The following is a 16,075-nucleotide window of genomic DNA, read 5'->3' on the forward strand; positions in this document are numbered from 1 at the left end:
ATAGAATATCAATATAATCAATTATTTTCTATTAGAAACTTTCAAGAATAATTCTAAATCTTTTTTAGACTGCTTCTGTAAAGCCAAGTTTCCGATATCTTTTATAAGAATAAATTTTAACTCTTTATTACTATTTTTCTTATCCAAAAGCATTGCATCTAAAAACTCTTTTTGACAAATATCTCTAGGGAAATCAATAGCAATATCAAAGCTAACTATAAATTTTTTAAAATCTTTTGCTTGTTGCTGTGAAATTATATCTAGGTAGCAAGAAAAATCTATAGCCTGAGCCATTCCAACACCTACTGCTTCTCCATGTTTTAAACCTAGATATTTTTGACATTTCTCAATAGCATGACCAAATGTATGTCCGAAATTAAGGATTGCTCTAGCGCCTGTAGTTTCCTTTTCATCTTCCGCTACAACTTGAGCCTTAATTTGACAACTTCTTTTGACCATTTCTATCAAAGTAGAAGCATCTTTAGCTAAAATTTTATCTCTATTTAAATCAAGCCAATGATAAAAATCTTTTGAGATAAAAGCATATTTAACAACTTCAGCCATACCAGATATATATTCTCGTTGAGGTAAAGTTTGATAAAATTGTACAGATGTATAAACAAGTTTTGGCTGATAAAAAGCTCCTATCATGTTTTTACCTAAAGGATGGTTTATTGCTGTCTTACCACCAACAGAAGAGTCTACCTGTGATAATAGTGTAGTAGGAACTTGGATAAAGTCTACTCCTCGCTGATATATCGCAGCAGCAAAACCTGTAATATCACCAATAACACCACCGCCTAGTGCCACTAAAACAGTTGAATTTCGAGTATATTGATTTTCTAGCAAAGATGATAATATTTTATCTAAGCTTGTTTGAGATTTATATTGCTCACCATCTTCAAGTGCACATGTCTTAATATCTAATTCATTAGGCATTGAATCTAAAAAACTATCAAGATATAAACCAGCTACTGTAGTATTCGTGACAACTAAGACTTGTTTATTTTCAATATGAGAAATAATATGAGAAAGATCTAGTGAAGAATCAATTATAATATTATAACTTTCACTAGCCGTAGGATTTACTGATATTTCACTAATCACAGTATTGTTTCTTCAACTAAGAATGTAGATATTTTGTTAACTATATTTTTTACTGTTGCTCCATTTGTTTCAACCACAACATCAGCAATACTTCTATATAAAGGCTCTCTCTCAGCCATTAATTGCTCTAAGACAGGTTTTTTATCATCAACTCTTAAAAGAGGTCTCTTTGTATCTTTTGCCGTTCTCTCAAGTTGTTGCTCAATAGTTGCTTCAAGATAAACAACTTTACCACGTGAAGATAACAATGATCTTGTATCTGGATCAAGTATAGCACCACCACCAGTAGCTAGAACTATGTTTTGCTTTTCTGCCAAAATTTCAGCAATAACATCTCGCTCACGCTTCCTGAAGCCTTCTTCACCCTCTAGATCAAAGATCCAATTAATATCAACACCACACTTTTTTTCTATTGTATCATCAGAATCTATAAACTCTAATTTTAACTGTTTAGCTAATTGCTTACCAATAGTAGATTTTCCAGCACCAACTGGACCAATTAAGAAAATATTTTTTGTTCTTATCATTTTTGACTCAAAATTATAAGTTGATTACACACCGTGATAGTTTGTTACTAATCACCCCTTATACATAAAAAATTATAGGCTATAAGATACCTAAATATTAATATTATTGCAACTATTATCTGCTATCATTTTTGGACCTTCGACTCAATAATCTTAGGTGTTATAAAAATCAAAAGCTCTGCATCCCTATCTTCTATTTTGGTATAACTAAATAAATAACCTAAATAAGGTATATCACCTAAAAAAGGTATTTTATTACGCGTTTCTGCTTGCTCTTTAGTATAAATCCCACCAATCACTACAGTTTCACTATCTTTAACCATTACTTTGGTTGTTACTTCTCGTTTATTGATTATAGGAGGTAAGTCTTCACCCGTTGAGGTTTTACCTGAAGATGCGCCAACACTATTTTTTGTTACAAGTACTTCCATCACAATATTACCATCTGGTGCAATTTGAGGAGTAACTTGAAGCTCTAGCACTGCCTCTTGGAATGCTACAGATGCAGCACCTGAAGCAGTTGCTTGTTGATATGGTACATCTTTACCATCTTTAATAAATGCTGTTTCATTATTAGAAACAACCAAATGCGGTGATGATACTAGGTTAGCTAATGATTCATTCTCAAGAGCTCTTATCTCCATTTCTAACTGAAGCCCCCCTGCCAGAGTATAGGCAAGTCTTGCAGTACTAGCAACAACATTATCTTGCTGACCAGGTTGAGGAGCTTGATTGGCATATGTATTAAGTCCTAAGTTAACATATGGATCATAATTGACATTGTAATTAAAACCTAGCTCTAAACCACTTGTTCTAGAAACTTCAACAATTCTTGCCTCTATAAGTACTTGATCATTAGGTATGTCAATTTCATTTATGACATTCCTGATAAGTGGAATTTTTTCCTCTGTATCGGTTACGATAAGCGTATTTGTACGTGCATCCGATGTTATACTACCTCGTGGCGACATAATTCCACCATTTTGTTTTGCCATAGAAGTAATAACTGTCTGAGCTGCTTGTGCTGTAGTATAGTTTAGAGGAATAAACTCTGTCACTAACGTCGCGTTATTTTCTAATGATCTTTTTGTTTGTAGCTCGAGTTGTTCTTGTGCTGCGATTTCAGCAGCTGTCGCAACATAAAGGATACTACTCATTTTTTTGGTAGCTAGTCCCTTACTAACAAGAACGATATTCATCACCTCATTCCATGGAACATTTTTAAGATCAATAGACACGTTTCCACGTACACTACTACTAACAACTAAATTTAATCCTGCAAATTCTGATAGGACTTGAAGAACTGTCTGTACAGGCGTATCTTTAAAAGATATTGTTATAGGCTCATTAACGTTAAAGCCTTCAACACGGCTATTACGTCTATCAATTTTAAACTTAAAAGTATTACCCTCTTTAAAATCACTTAAAGCAATTCTATCTAAAGAATGTATCACAAAAATGACATTATCATTGTCTTTAAGAATTTTTATTGAATCTACTATCGTATTAAATACTTTAGTATCAATATTACTTACCCATTTATCAGATATTGTTGTATCATCAAAAGTTATAGTAAGAGTATAGCCATCTTGAGATACTTTTGTTTTATATCCAGCGAAATTGCTAATATTTTCTTCAAAAGCAACATCAAAAACAGCACTACCATTCAAACTTCGATGAAACTCTAGATCTTTAATATGTTTGCTATAATTAGTGGTTTTACTTTCATCTCTTCCAACTATCTTCGTTTCCGGCGGCTTAGCCTCTTGAAGCTGATTTGCTGGTGTTTGACTGCTATTTTGTGAGTCTGCAAATGAGGCTTCACAACCTAGCAATCCTCCCAATAGAGTCAAAACAGTTAATAATTTATTATTTCTAAAAAACATTAATTCACCCTAATGTATAGTAACTGGAGTTTTTTGCCAAACTCTCTTTTGATCATTTTTTTTCCATTCATCGACTACAATACCTTCTTTGGTAATATTTTCGACTTTCCCATAATTTTGTCCAATGAGTTCACCTTCTTTTATATATATTGGCTTATTCTCCATTGAGTTTTCAACTACACCCCATTTTTGATTATTTTGAGAAACTGTTCCTTTAAACTTAAAAGAATTTAATGGATACTGTTGTAAACTTGTAGGTTTATTACTCATAACTTCGTTAAGTTCTTCTGGAATAACTATTGGCTTAAGTTTAACAACTTCTTGTGTTTGTTTAACCCCTTTGATAGGTACTCTTTTTTCAAAAGGTAGCATATGATCTATATTAAAAATATTACGTATTTTTGATAATCTCTCAAAAGTTAATGTATCTCCTTTATATTCAGGAATATCAAGCTTTTCTGTACTTTTTGTAGTCTTAGTACTATTCTGAATAAGTTGATTAACCTGATATATTCTAGTTTGATAAGAAGCATAACAATTACTATAACCAGTTATCAATAATATTAGACATAACAATTTTAATCTTTGATATTTACTCATTTAAATTACGCTCCTACTCCTTGACGTGAATAGGTCTGCAAATTTAGCTCAGTAACTATTTTAGAATCAGACTCTTTTTTAATGTTTATATTAGTGATAACGGCGATATCTTTCATATCTATCAAAGCTACGAACAATTTAATCAACTGAGTAAAATCACCAACTAATTTAGCTTTAAAATCTAGCGCATATAAGTCTAAATATTTATTTTTTTCCACACCTGCTGGTGATAAATCAATAATTGTAATACCAGAACTACGAATAGCTTCATTTAGCGCAGATAAGAAAATAGGTACAGAATGACGTTCAGGAATACTAAATCTTTCCTCAATATTATGCTTTTCTAATACCTTCACTTGTTCTTTAAGAGCTTCTAAATCTTTTTCTTTCTTAATAAGTCTTGGTATTTGAGACTCCATTGAGTTTATGTGACTTTCTCTTTGATTCGCTTGTGAAATCACAGGACTAACCAAAATACCATAGAAAATAAATACAAATAATACAAAAGTAATTATTAATACTGGTAACTTAATTTTTAATGGAGTATCTATAACTATTACAGCGTACTTGTTAGATAAAAGGAATCTTCTTATTTTATCTACCATTTCACACTCTCTCCCTTAAACGCATTACCTTCACCAAATTTAAACTCTAAAGAAAAACTCCTTTGCCCATTTTTCTCAGATCCTAAATTCTTAAGCTCAACTTTTTTAACTCTAAACTCAATTTCTAAGTTTTTCATAAAAATTGAAAGTAATTTCAAATCTCTCACTTCACCTGTAATAACAAGAATATCTGTATTTGCAACATAATTTATGTTTGTAATATATAACTGATCAGTTATTGCTCTAGAAATTTTTTCTAAACCAAGTAGTATGTAATATTGACTAGCTTTGATATTAGCTAAATCTGAAGATACATCCAATAGTTTATCTCTTTGACTTTTGACAGTTGGATATTCAGCTACATTTTTGTTTAGTTTAGTAATTTGAGTTTGGATATATCTCTCTACTTTAATATCTTCATCACTAGACCATGAGAACACTATAGAGAGAATAAACATAGATATAAAGGCCACTAATATCATAAAACCAAGATCTATGCCTATATAAGTAAGCTGTTTCTGGCGCCAACGACCACGTACAAAATTAAGATCCTTCATTACTTATAGAGCCTCCTTCATAGCAATTGCTATTGGTAAAACATACCTATATGGTTGCTCTATATCCCCAAACTTTTGATAATCTATATTTATGAATGGATCAAGTATCTTACAATTCTTTTGTGACAAATCCTTTATCGATTCAAAAATGCTCTCAAAATTTTGCTTAATACCATATACATAAACATTATTATCTTGGATTTCATCAAAACTATCAAAGCTATTTTCACCAAGATCTAAGGACATAAAATCCATAAATCTTAACAACAACTGAATAACTTCATCCACATATGCTACATCACTAATATTATCATCAAAAATCTTTACAGATTCATAACTTTTTAGCTCGCCTTGAGGAGAAAAACTATAAATAGACAACTTATCTGAATATAACCCTAAAAAAACACTATCACTCGAATATTGAGATATCTCACCGATAAAAAGCTCTGAAACAAAACTACTAATTGCAAGTTTATCTAAAGTACATACAGATAAGGCCCGTCTTACTTTACTTGCGATACTATATAATCTTTTAATTTTTTCAATATCTGAAATATAGTATATGATCAAAGTACCATTACTTTCTGATTCATCGTAATAGTCATACGCCATGTCTGTATACGTATCTGGAAAACGTTTCTTCAAGAAATACTCATTTATATAAAAGAATACACCCTCTTTTTTGATAATTTCCAATGCTCTTTTATCACAAGTAATTTCTTCTTTAGTGACATCAATTTCATTATAACTAGTAAATCCTAGTTTAACAAAGCGACCTAACTTATTTTCCTTTATGATTTCTGCAACAACGTTACCAACATACTCATTCGTTAATTCACCTTCAAAATAAGCTTCTGGAGCAAATACGTGACTATTACAACTTACTAATGTGTAACTATCTCCTTTTTTATCGAGCTTCACGCTAGCTAATGAATATCTATCATATTCAATACCTAAAACTGTCTTTTGTGCTTTTTTGCGTCTTTTTTCAAGTAGTAACGATATCATAAAATTTCTTATAAAAACTATAGCCTAAAATTAGATACTCTATTTCTAGATATATAAGTTTGTTTATTTTATAATTAAAACCACATTAAGTAAACTATAGTTTTAAAACGTTAAGGCTAAATTAACTATGCGTATAATACTTTTAGGTGCTCCAGGAGCTGGTAAAGGAACTCAAGCAAAGATAATCGAAGATAAATATAATATTGCTCACATATCTACTGGAGATATGATAAGAGAAACTATCAAATCAGGTAGTGAAATAGGTAAAGAGTTAAAAAAAGTACTTGATGCTGGGCAACTAGTCTCGGATGAATTTATTATCAAAATCGTCAAAGATAGAATATCTAAAGATGATTGCAAAAATGGATTTTTGTTAGATGGTGTACCTAGAACAATAATTCAAGCTGAAGAGCTAGACAAGTTAGGTGTAAATATCGATTATATTGTTGAAGTAGATGTCAAAGATAATCTTCTAATCGAAAGAATAACAGGCAGAAGAGTTCATCCTGCATCTGGTAGAACATATCACACTAAATTTAACCCTCCCAAAGTTGAGGGCAAAGATGACATTACTGGAGAGGATTTAATAACTCGTACAGATGACAATGAAGACACAGTTAGAGAAAGACTTTCTGTATACCATGCTCAAACCTCTAAGTTAATCGATTTTTATAGAAACTTCTCATCTGCAAATACAAAAACGCCAAAATACATAAAAATAGATGGCGACCAAGCTGTTGATAGAGTCTCTCAAGACATCTTTAATCAACTTAAATAAACTCTCTAATCTAAACATTCTAATAATAACTCTGTAAAAGATATATACTCTAAATGTCCATGATATGACAGACCTATCTGACAACTACGGTTAAAACTAACACCGATTTCACAATCACTGACTTGTGGTTTAAGAGACTCTAAACTCGTAGCATTTAACTCAGGAGTTGTAAAGCCTTTATCTCCGGCAAATCCACAGCAGTAGATTTGCTCAGGAACAATTACAGAAGTACTACATTTTTTTAGTGCTTTTAGATATTTATTATCAATATTCTGCTTACGTGTAGAGCAATCAATATGCAAAGCTATTTTACTAAACTTTTTATTTAAATTAATAGCATCTAGCTTATCTATGATTAGACTGTTGATATTTATAATATTTAAATTTTGATCTTTAGCAAAATTAGCACAAGAGCTATTATCAGTCACAACATAATCATATTGAGTATAATCTATACTTTGCTTCAATAAGTCCTGAGATACATGTTGCTGAATAAAATTTGCTTGTGAATGATACATCTGACCACAGCACTGACTACTTGTTTTATGCGGGTAATTAACTTCAAAACCTAGTTTTTCTAATATTAATTGGCTCGGATACTTTGCATATTTTTTATTACTTGCAAAAATTCTATTTGGACAAGCAGGCAATAGTAATACTTTTGGTTTGGTATTCTCTTTCGAAGAGTTGATAAAGCTTGCTGATTGAACTTTTGGCATAGTTTCTAGATATACGGGAATAGATTTAAAATTATTATGTAATAACTTAGTCATATTCTGGAGATTTTTCTTTCCAACTAGATTGGCTGCTAAATTTCCTAACCTAACTTTTTGTTTTGCTTTATTTATTTCTTTGTCATGATTAACTAGCTTGTTTTGTAGTTTTTTCTGACTAAGAATAAAATCACCAGTATCAATGTCAACAGGACATCGTGTCTTACAGAGACTTGTTGTAGCACATGTTTGTATACCATAATAATCATAATCTTTGAGCCATTGTTGTTTTTGCTCATTACCTAGCGTTTGCATTTTACGCGCAACAGTATTTCTTTGTCTTGGAGTTAAACTCAAATTTCTTGATGGACAAACTGGCTCACAAAAACCACACTCCATGCATTTATCTATTTTTTCATCAACACTATTTAGCTCTTTAAGATTCTTAATGTGTAAATTCTTATCCTTCGTAAGTTTAACATCTGGATTAAGAATATTTTTGGGATCAAAAAGTTTTTTAATACGCCACATAATATTTAAACATTTATCACCCCATTCCACTATCGCAAATGGTGAAATATTTCGACCACTGCCATGTTCTGCCTTTAGTGACCCATTATATTTTTCTGCGACTAATGAAGTAATATCTTGCATAAATTGATCATACTCAATTAACTGCCTTTCATCATTAAAATCTGGAGTAAGGACAAAATGAATATTGCCTGCTAAAACATGACCAAAAATTGCTGCATTAGTATAGTTATATTTGATGAATAATTCTTTTACATCTGTTATTAAACTAGGTAAGTCAGATATTTTTACTGCGATATCCTCAATCAATACAGTACTACCATTTGGTCTTTGTCCAGCGATTGTAGGCAAAATACCTTTCCGTGCCTTCCACATAGTTTGAATATCTCTTTCATCTTGCCTAAAACCTACTTGATGAACTATATTTGCCCGCTCAATACTTTGATTTACTATATCAAGCTTGCTATCTAAACTACCTTGACTATCCTCAGATACTTCAACCATAATTGCAGCAGTATCAGTATTTTCAAAATTTATCAAAAAGGGTTGTAATTCTGCCACATCTGCTACTGACTTTAATGATAAGTTATCAAGTAACTCAACAGATGATGGAGCATAAGGCTCTAATTGTGTAGTAAGTTTTACTAGTTCATCAAGACTTCCATATATTAAGTTCAAGGCTTTAAATTTATGATCTGCCACTGTATTTAATGTTACATTACTCACAAAACCAAGAGTACCTTCTGAGCCAATAATCAATCTTTCTATGATTTTTATGGGATCATCAAAATCTAGAAAAGCATTTAAACTATAGCCACTAGTATTTTTTATTGAGAATTTCTTTTTAAGAAAATCAACAAGCTCTACATCATTTTTGATTTGATTATGAATTGATAATATTGAACTTATAATATCTTGATTATTATCTTTAAAGTTTTTAATACTATTAGAGTCAGATGTATCTAATATCTGACCATCTGAAAACACAATCCGTATTGAATCTAAAGTTGCATAAGAATTTTTGGCTGTGCCACAACACATCCCACTAGCATTGTTTGCAATAATACCACCAATCTTAGCACTATTAATTGAACCAGGATCAGGACCAATTTTACGATTATATATTTTAAGATATTTGTTAGCATTTTCTCCTATTATGCTCGGCTCAAGCTTCATCTTTTGACCATCATCAATAATTTGATAATCCAACCATGCATCCGATGCTAAAACCACAAGCACTTCATCTGTAACTGCTTGACCAGAGAGACTAGTTCCAGCCGCTCTGAACGTTAGTTTAATATTATACTGATTAGCTAATTTAATGATCTGTATTACTTCTTGCTCTTTTTTTACAATAAGCACTAATTTAGGTACCATTCTGTATAAACTAGCATCTGTAGAATATGCGTAACGAAGTAGCTCATTTTCAACAATTTGATTAATTTTTAGATGGCCTCTTAACTGGGATTTAAATTCATTTAACATTAGAAAGAATCTGTGGATATATACTTGATGAAAGTATACCTAAGATTATACTGAAGATTAATTATTTTTCAGTAAATGAAATATATTTAGCCAAATCACGAATATCATTTTTATTTTTGAAATTTGACTTATGTAACCATATTTTGATTTTTTTATTAGAACCCTGCTGAACTGCGTAAATATAGATCCAAGCATTTATAATAATGTACTTTCTGATATCCCAAAAATCAGACTCATTGCTATTTATTATAAATATTAAAGATTCATTATCTGATTCATTTGGTAATAAAATTGCTTCGATTACTTGCCTATTTGGTCGAGATTCAAAAAATATTGATAATAGAATCAAAAGTCCACCTAAATAGAAAATAATGTTTTGGTTATGATAAGTACCAATCACGAAACTTGTTAGAAATATCAAACAAGAATAAACAATTGCTCTATACTTTCGCGACTTGTTGATTTCTAATCGCTGCATATAACAAACATTTAGATTAGATCATATCCAAGTGACTTCAGAGCTCTTTCATCATCTGACCAGCCACTTTTTACTTTAACATGTGTCTTAAGGTTAACTTTCATACCAACTAATCTTTCGATATCTATACGAGAATCAGTACCAATTTTTTTAAGCTTGGTTCCTTTTGCTCCAATAACTATGCCTTTCTGACTGTCTCTTTCAACAAGAATACTAGCATAAATATCAACTATGCTTTTTTCTTGATCAACCTTATAGCTATCTATTTCTACAGTTATTTGATACGGTACTTCATTACCTATAGTTCGCATAATTTTCTCACGAATTATTTCAGCAACCATAAACTTAATACTTCTATCAGTAATTTGATCATCTTCATAGAAAAAATATTCTGATTCAGGTAAAAGCTTCTCTATTCTTGATTCAAGTTCATTTACATTATGTCCTTGCTTAGCAGATACATATATCACATCATAAAAGCTTAATTTCTCTTTAATTGACTCAATAAAAATTGAAGCTTCCAATGATTTTTTCTTATCAACTTTATTAACAACTAAAAATATTGGAACTTGTGAATATTTTAATTTCTCTACAATATTATCTTCTAACTCAGTCCATTTGCCTAACTCAACCACAAATAAAATCACATCAACTTCCTTTACCATAGCTGTAGCGGCTTTATTCATAAACTTATTAATCGCTTTAGGTTCATCTATGTGGATACCTGGAGTATCAACGTAGATAAACTGAGTATCTCCAAGAGTTTTAATTCCCGTTATTTGATGTCTTGTTGTCTGAGGTTTGCGTGAAGTAATACTAATTTTATATTTTAGTATGTTATTTAGTAACGTTGATTTACCAACATTTGGTCTACCAATAATTGAAATATAGCCACATTTTTTCATAAAAGCTTTACAATAGAAATAATATATTTAATTTTAGCAGGTATGTGCTTTAGAGTCGAAAATATTTAGTAAAGTTTTCAATATAGAAGATTGTAATCTAATAATTTTTGTAGACTAAAAATCACTTAGAAACATGTCGTTTAACAAACCTAGAAAGTCTACTCATAGCCTCTTCTAATTCTGGCATTTCATTTGCACAACTTATTCTAGCAAATCCAGACAAACCAAATGCTGTTCCTGGCATCATTGCAACATACTCTTCTTCAAGCAACGCATTACACAACTCTATATCACTGCTAAAGCTCGTATGCTTGATTAAATCGCGAATATCTGGAAAAAGATAAAAAGTACCATCTGCACTTTTGACATCGATATAAGGCATATCTTTCAAGCACTTGGTAACAAACTGCTCTTTCTGCTTATATGAATCAACAAAATATTGCAAATCCTGAGATGGCATTTGCATAGCAGTAATGGCTGCATACTGAGATATAGAACAAGCACAAGTGGCCGATTGTGATTGAAATTTTTTCATTGCATCGTTTAACAATTTTGGAGCAATAGTAAAACCAACTCTCCATCCTGTCATAGCAAAGTTTTTTGAAACTCCACTAGCAATTACATATCTATCTGCTAGATCAGGAGCTACTTCTGTTATTAGAGTAATTCTATTATTAAAATAAAGCTGATCGTATATATCATCACCAATTATCCAAATATTAGGATATTTTCTGAGCAAGTTAGCTAAATCTTCTATGCACTTTCTTGAATAAATTAATCCCGTTGGATTGTTTGGTGAGTTAATAATAACAGCCTTTGTTTTTTCTGTAATATGTTTTTCTAAGTCTGTAACATCTATCTCAAAACTATTCTCAAATTTAGTTTTAACTACAACTGGCTTAGCTCCTGTAAGAGCAATCATATCTGGATATGACACCCAGTAAGGAGCAAAGAAAATAGCCTCATCTCCTTCTTCTAAAATACAGTTAAATATATTGTGTAAACTATGCTTAGCTCCAGATGTTATACAGATTTGATCAGCAGCAAAATCAACACCATACTCTCTTTTATATCTAGCTGAAACTGCTTCTCGCAGCTCCTTAAGACCATCTACATTAGTATATTTTGTAATATTATTATTGATAGCTTCTATACCAGCTTGTTTTATGATATTAGGAGAACTAAAACCCGGCTCTCCGATAGCAAGCGAAATAACATCATGACCTTGATCTTTAATTTGTTTTGCTAATGCTGCCATCGCATTAGTTGGTGAAGTCGAAACATTCTGAATCTTTGTATTTAGTGATGCCATTTTAGTTCCTTATAACTTTTCTACTTTAAACTCATTATGTTTAATCTCAATACAAGAGTAATTATCTATATATGTGTACAAGTCAGAATCAACTAGGGGTTCTGATAGTACCAGATATCCATTTTTGAGCTTATGCTTTTGTGACAGTTTTAGAGTTTCTATAATATTTTTATAACTTATATAGTATAACGATGGTTGGTCACCAATGGTAGACATTTTTAGCGAATATGATGTATGTCCATTGGAATATGCAATACTTGCTTTGACCTTTTCTTTTAGACCATTTCTAGCTTGGATCTTAGTTATTTGCTCAATAGATTTAGCTATAGCTAAAGTTGGATTATCATCAATACCATTTGAAAGCGCTAATAAAAAAATAGCTTCTGAATCAGTAGAACCAAATCTTGCTTTAAAATACTGGGGGTTGATATGTTGTTCAATCTCTTGACGAATATCATCAAAATCACCTATAGAGCCATTATGCATAAAAAGATGATTATCAAATACAAATGGGTGAGAATTTACTCGAGATGTCGGAGCAATAGTACTTGCTCTGATATGTGCCATAAAGTTTCTACTTTTGATATGCTTAGCTATAGATATCAAATTTTGATTATTCCAAGCTGGTAACGAGTCCTTAAAAACCCCTGGTTCTTTGTGCAAACTTGTATACCAACCGATACCAAAACCATCGCCATTAACAGAAACAGCACCTTGAGATGAATGTATACTTTGGTGTATAAGTGAGTTCTCAGGATCTACTAATAAATCACTCATTTTGATTTTATCACCATGGTACATTAACCATCTACACATAAGGTTATTCTCCTTTAGCTTTCCAGTGACTAGTACCTCTCAAATAAACAGGAAAGGTTTCTTGAGTTAAGCTTTGAGTTTCTTTTTGCTGCTGATACTTATCAAAAATATACTCTACAATATTACCCACATCAATCTTAAAATCTCTATTAACTATTTCTAACTCAGCAATAGATTCTCCTATTAATTCATAACCTGAATATAGTTCTTGTGAATATTCTTCAAGTTTATAAACATTCTCAGAGATTGTTTGATTTGTCTGCAAATTATAGAGCCCCAAATAAAAATCACCCATTTTAGCATCGAGAATTACTGCTACTTTTTCGGATGCTGCTGGTGTACTTTTAGCTAAAGCAAACATACTTGAAAATCCTATAATAGGAATATCTAAGCCAACAGCGAAGCCTTGACTAATCGCTGCAGCAAGTCTTACTCCAACAAAACTACCAGGTCCAACACCATAAGCTATGAAATCTAGAGACTTAATATCAGTACAAGAACTATCAAAGACACCTTTGATCATTTCAAGTACATACTTATTGTGCTGACGAGGAATTTCTCTAGTATCGTTATATACTTGACCATCTACAGATAATACTATAGAACAATACTTACTCGATGTGTCTATTATTAAAAACTTCATCTTCTAATTAAATACCTGTTTGATTTGATAATACTTATCTAAAACAACAAGATCAGCATCATAGCCAACTTTGATATCACCCTTTTTAAAACCCAAAGATTTAGCTTGATTTGTACTTGTCATCTTAACTGCATCATGTAAGCTACAGTTTGTAAATTTAATAAAATTTTCTAAAGCTTTATTCATTGTTAACACACTTCCTGCTAACACACCATTTTCTAATCTTGCTTGACCATCTTTAACTATAACTTTTTGACCTCCAAGATCAAATACACCCTCTCCTGCGCATTGTGCTGACATTGCATCTGTAATTAGAGCAATATTATCACTACCTTTGATTTCATAAGCAAACTTAACCATATCTGGATGAAGATGTATACCATCGACTATTAGTTCTGCTAAAACTTTCTTTGACATCAGTAGTGCCGTAGCGGCACCTGGATTACGGTGATCGATGGGACTCATTGCATTAAATAAATGTGTAGCATGTGAACATCCATGATCTATCGCTTCTAGAGCCTGCGCCATAGTACAGCTTGTGTGGCCAATCGAACTGACAATATTATGATTATTACAAAAATCTATAACTTGCTTAGCATTTTCTATTTCTGGAGCAATTGTTATTTTTTTGACTAAATTATTACAAGCATTGTGCCAACTTGCCATCTTAGCAACATCTGCCTGCTGCAAATAATTTGGATTCTGCGCTCCAATTTTACCAGGAGATATAAATGGACCCTCTAAATGAACCCCAACAATTTTTGAACTGTCTGTATGTTGATGTGAATTATAAGATTTGATTGCATTCATTGCTCTTAAAATATGGTCGTTTGAAGCTGTCATTGTTGTAGCAAGATAACTTGTAACTCCCTGCTTATATAGTGATTTTGATATTGTCTGTAACGCATCTATATCAGCATCCATAACATCTGCGCCCATTGATCCATGTATATGAATATCTATAAACCCTGGAATTACATAATCATCAGAGCTTAGTTCTATTACAGGCAAATTATATTCAGCGACCTTTATATCTTCATCTATAGCACTTATAACATTGTTTTTGATTACAATATCCTTATGTTGAAAACCATTCTGAGCATAAATTTTGGCACCTTTTATAATATAACTTTGCATATAGTTTCTCCAATGGGTAAAATCACACTCTATATTAACCAAATTTATATTTTTTATCCACAATGTTACATTGGTTTCCTGGGCATATGCATAAAGCTACCAAAGAGTTTCGCAAAAAAATGCCTTCCACTGATATTGCTATTGAAATAGTTGATGCACGTATTCCTGACTCTAGTAGTAATCATGTTTTAGAAGATATTGTTGGTGACAAACCCATAATAAGAATTTTGTCAAAAAGTGATCTAGCCGATCCTCAAATAACTAAACAGTGGCTTGATTTTTATAAAGGAAGTGCTATCGCAGTTAATACCTTACAAGATAAAAATATAGTAAAAAAAATACTTGAGTTAGCCCAGAAAAAATGTCCATCAAGAGGAACTGTCTTAAAACCTACAAGAGCTATTATATTTGGATTACCTAATGTTGGAAAGTCAACAATGATAAATAAGCTCGCTGGCCGTAAAGTTGCTAAGACAGGAAATGAACCCGCTGTAACTAAACTTCAGCAACGTATTGATATTAGTAAAAATTTCATGATTTTTGACACTCCTGGAATTATGTTTCCTAGTCCTAAAAGTGAAGTTAGTGGTTATAGAATTGCAAGTATAGGCTCTATTCGTGATACAGCTATGGACTACGAAGGTACAGCCTATTATCTTATAGACTTTCTCAAACAGAAGAATACAAAAAAATTCTTATCGCGATATAATTTCATATCTGAGCAAGATTTTTTAGAAAAACATCCTCAAGAAATAATTAAAGATATTTCAGCTACAAAAACCAACTACAATGTAAAACAAGCAGCTAAAAATATTGTTCATGACTTTAGAGCTGGGCATTTCGGTAAAATTTCTTTGGAAGATCCTCAAATTATACAACAAGAAAAAGAACAATTTATTATGAACCAACTTGAGCAAGAAGATAATCTCTAATTGTCTTAAAATCAATATAAAGCTATCATATAGCATAGTTAGATACTTTTATTTA

General features: G+C 31.5%; 16 protein-coding genes. 2 read left to right on the forward strand and 14 right to left on the reverse strand.

The window, feature by feature from the left end; genetic code table 11:
* Positions 1 to 21 precede the first annotated feature (21 nt).
* The 7 genes from aroB to IMS64_RS05215 form a co-directional block, all read right to left on the reverse strand.
* On the reverse strand, positions 22 to 1,107 hold the full coding sequence (gene aroB, locus IMS64_RS05185; protein ID WP_211490059.1) for a 3-dehydroquinate synthase: 1,086 nt from the start codon (positions 1,105 to 1,107) through the stop codon (positions 22 to 24).
* Positions 1,104 to 1,634 carry a shikimate kinase AroK gene (aroK, locus tag IMS64_RS05190; protein ID WP_004287897.1) on the reverse strand — a complete coding sequence of 177 codons (531 nt, stop codon included), beginning with the start codon at positions 1,632 to 1,634 and terminating at the stop codon, positions 1,104 to 1,106. The genes aroB and aroK overlap by 4 nt, the downstream gene beginning before the upstream one ends.
* Before the next feature lie 125 nt (positions 1,635 to 1,759).
* Entirely contained in the window at positions 1,760 to 3,520 is a 1,761-nt protein-coding gene (locus tag IMS64_RS05195; RefSeq protein WP_211490060.1) for a type IV pilus secretin PilQ, read from the reverse strand.
* Positions 3,521 to 3,529: 9 nt separating this feature from the next.
* Positions 3,530 to 4,120, reverse strand: coding sequence for a pilus assembly protein PilP (locus IMS64_RS05200; RefSeq protein ID WP_211490061.1), 591 nt, complete (start codon positions 4,118 to 4,120; stop codon positions 3,530 to 3,532).
* Between the two features lie 5 nt (positions 4,121 to 4,125).
* Positions 4,126 to 4,725 (reverse strand): type IV pilus inner membrane component PilO, encoded by a 600-nt coding sequence (locus tag IMS64_RS05205; RefSeq protein WP_211490062.1) that lies wholly within the window; start codon positions 4,723 to 4,725, stop codon positions 4,126 to 4,128.
* Complete coding sequence (locus IMS64_RS05210) at positions 4,719 to 5,282, reverse strand: PilN domain-containing protein (RefSeq protein WP_004287901.1); 564 nt, start codon at positions 5,280 to 5,282, stop codon at positions 4,719 to 4,721. The genes IMS64_RS05205 and IMS64_RS05210 overlap by 7 nt, the downstream gene beginning before the upstream one ends.
* Before the next feature lie 3 nt (positions 5,283 to 5,285).
* Positions 5,286 to 6,290: a type IV pilus biogenesis protein PilM gene (locus IMS64_RS05215; protein WP_211490063.1), complete on the reverse strand. Its 1,005-nt coding sequence runs from the start codon at positions 6,288 to 6,290 to the stop codon at positions 5,286 to 5,288.
* A 127-nt stretch (positions 6,291 to 6,417) separates the two neighbouring features.
* On the opposite strand from IMS64_RS05215, the gene adk reads away from it, so the two are divergent.
* Entirely contained in the window at positions 6,418 to 7,068 is a 651-nt protein-coding gene (gene adk, locus IMS64_RS05220; protein WP_211490064.1) for an adenylate kinase, read from the forward strand.
* A 5-nt stretch (positions 7,069 to 7,073) separates the two neighbouring features.
* On the opposite strand, the gene IMS64_RS05225 is transcribed toward adk, so the two are convergent.
* The 7 genes from IMS64_RS05225 to nagA form a co-directional block, all read right to left on the reverse strand.
* Entirely contained in the window at positions 7,074 to 9,797 is a 2,724-nt protein-coding gene (locus tag IMS64_RS05225; protein ID WP_211490065.1) for an FAD-binding and (Fe-S)-binding domain-containing protein, read from the reverse strand.
* Positions 9,798 to 9,858: 61 nt separating this feature from the next.
* Positions 9,859 to 10,275: a hypothetical protein gene (locus IMS64_RS05230; protein ID WP_211490066.1), complete on the reverse strand. Its 417-nt coding sequence runs from the start codon at positions 10,273 to 10,275 to the stop codon at positions 9,859 to 9,861.
* A gap of 11 nt (positions 10,276 to 10,286) precedes the next feature.
* On the reverse strand, positions 10,287 to 11,180 hold the full coding sequence (gene era / locus IMS64_RS05235) for a GTPase Era (RefSeq protein ID WP_211490067.1): 894 nt from the start codon (positions 11,178 to 11,180) through the stop codon (positions 10,287 to 10,289).
* A gap of 121 nt (positions 11,181 to 11,301) precedes the next feature.
* Positions 11,302 to 12,492, reverse strand: a complete 1,191-nt coding sequence (locus tag IMS64_RS05240) for a pyridoxal phosphate-dependent aminotransferase (protein WP_211490068.1) — start codon at positions 12,490 to 12,492, stop codon at positions 11,302 to 11,304.
* Between the two features lie 9 nt (positions 12,493 to 12,501).
* Complete coding sequence (locus IMS64_RS05245) at positions 12,502 to 13,308, reverse strand: class II glutamine amidotransferase (RefSeq protein ID WP_211490069.1); 807 nt, start codon at positions 13,306 to 13,308, stop codon at positions 12,502 to 12,504.
* Between the two features lie 4 nt (positions 13,309 to 13,312).
* Entirely contained in the window at positions 13,313 to 13,951 is a 639-nt protein-coding gene (gene tsaB, locus IMS64_RS05250; RefSeq protein ID WP_088821321.1) for a tRNA (adenosine(37)-N6)-threonylcarbamoyltransferase complex dimerization subunit type 1 TsaB, read from the reverse strand.
* 3 nt (positions 13,952 to 13,954) lie between these two features.
* Positions 13,955 to 15,088 carry an N-acetylglucosamine-6-phosphate deacetylase gene (gene nagA, locus IMS64_RS05255; RefSeq protein ID WP_088821322.1) on the reverse strand — a complete coding sequence of 378 codons (1,134 nt, stop codon included), beginning with the start codon at positions 15,086 to 15,088 and terminating at the stop codon, positions 13,955 to 13,957.
* 62 nt (positions 15,089 to 15,150) lie between these two features.
* On the opposite strand from nagA, the gene ylqF reads away from it, so the two are divergent.
* On the forward strand, positions 15,151 to 16,020 hold the full coding sequence (ylqF, locus tag IMS64_RS05260; RefSeq protein ID WP_042523111.1) for a ribosome biogenesis GTPase YlqF: 870 nt from the start codon (positions 15,151 to 15,153) through the stop codon (positions 16,018 to 16,020).
* The last annotated feature ends 55 nt before the right edge of the window (positions 16,021 to 16,075 follow it).

The organism is Francisella philomiragia (genome assembly GCF_018135955.1).
In the GTDB taxonomy this organism is placed as follows: Bacteria; Pseudomonadota; Gammaproteobacteria; order Francisellales; family Francisellaceae; genus Francisella; species Francisella philomiragia.

What these genes read in the sequence shown, in the direction of transcription:
- aroK (WP_004287897.1), bottom strand. Translation starts at nt 1,634, where the DNA reads ATGATAAGAACAAAAAATATTTTCTTAATTGGTCCAGTTGGTGCTGGA.
- IMS64_RS05195 (WP_211490060.1), bottom strand. Translation starts at nt 3,520, where the DNA reads ATGTTTTTTAGAAATAATAAATTATTAACTGTTTTGACTCTATTGGGA.
- IMS64_RS05200 (WP_211490061.1), bottom strand. Translation starts at nt 4,120, where the DNA reads ATGAGTAAATATCAAAGATTAAAATTGTTATGTCTAATATTATTGATA.
- IMS64_RS05205 (WP_211490062.1), bottom strand. Translation starts at nt 4,725, where the DNA reads ATGGTAGATAAAATAAGAAGATTCCTTTTATCTAACAAGTACGCTGTA.
- IMS64_RS05210 (WP_004287901.1), bottom strand. Translation starts at nt 5,282, where the DNA reads ATGAAGGATCTTAATTTTGTACGTGGTCGTTGGCGCCAGAAACAGCTT.
- IMS64_RS05215 (WP_211490063.1), bottom strand. Translation starts at nt 6,290, where the DNA reads ATGATATCGTTACTACTTGAAAAAAGACGCAAAAAAGCACAAAAGACA.
- adk (WP_211490064.1), top strand. Translation starts at nt 6,418, where the DNA reads ATGCGTATAATACTTTTAGGTGCTCCAGGAGCTGGTAAAGGAACTCAA.
- IMS64_RS05225 (WP_211490065.1), bottom strand. Translation starts at nt 9,797, where the DNA reads ATGTTAAATGAATTTAAATCCCAGTTAAGAGGCCATCTAAAAATTAAT.
- IMS64_RS05230 (WP_211490066.1), bottom strand. Translation starts at nt 10,275, where the DNA reads ATGCAGCGATTAGAAATCAACAAGTCGCGAAAGTATAGAGCAATTGTT.
- era (WP_211490067.1), bottom strand. Translation starts at nt 11,180, where the DNA reads ATGAAAAAATGTGGCTATATTTCAATTATTGGTAGACCAAATGTTGGT.
- IMS64_RS05240 (WP_211490068.1), bottom strand. Translation starts at nt 12,492, where the DNA reads ATGGCATCACTAAATACAAAGATTCAGAATGTTTCGACTTCACCAACT.
- IMS64_RS05245 (WP_211490069.1), bottom strand. Translation starts at nt 13,308, where the DNA reads ATGTGTAGATGGTTAATGTACCATGGTGATAAAATCAAAATGAGTGAT.
- tsaB (WP_088821321.1), bottom strand. Translation starts at nt 13,951, where the DNA reads ATGAAGTTTTTAATAATAGACACATCGAGTAAGTATTGTTCTATAGTA.
- nagA (WP_088821322.1), bottom strand. Translation starts at nt 15,088, where the DNA reads ATGCAAAGTTATATTATAAAAGGTGCCAAAATTTATGCTCAGAATGGT.
- ylqF (WP_042523111.1), top strand. Translation starts at nt 15,151, where the DNA reads ATGTTACATTGGTTTCCTGGGCATATGCATAAAGCTACCAAAGAGTTT.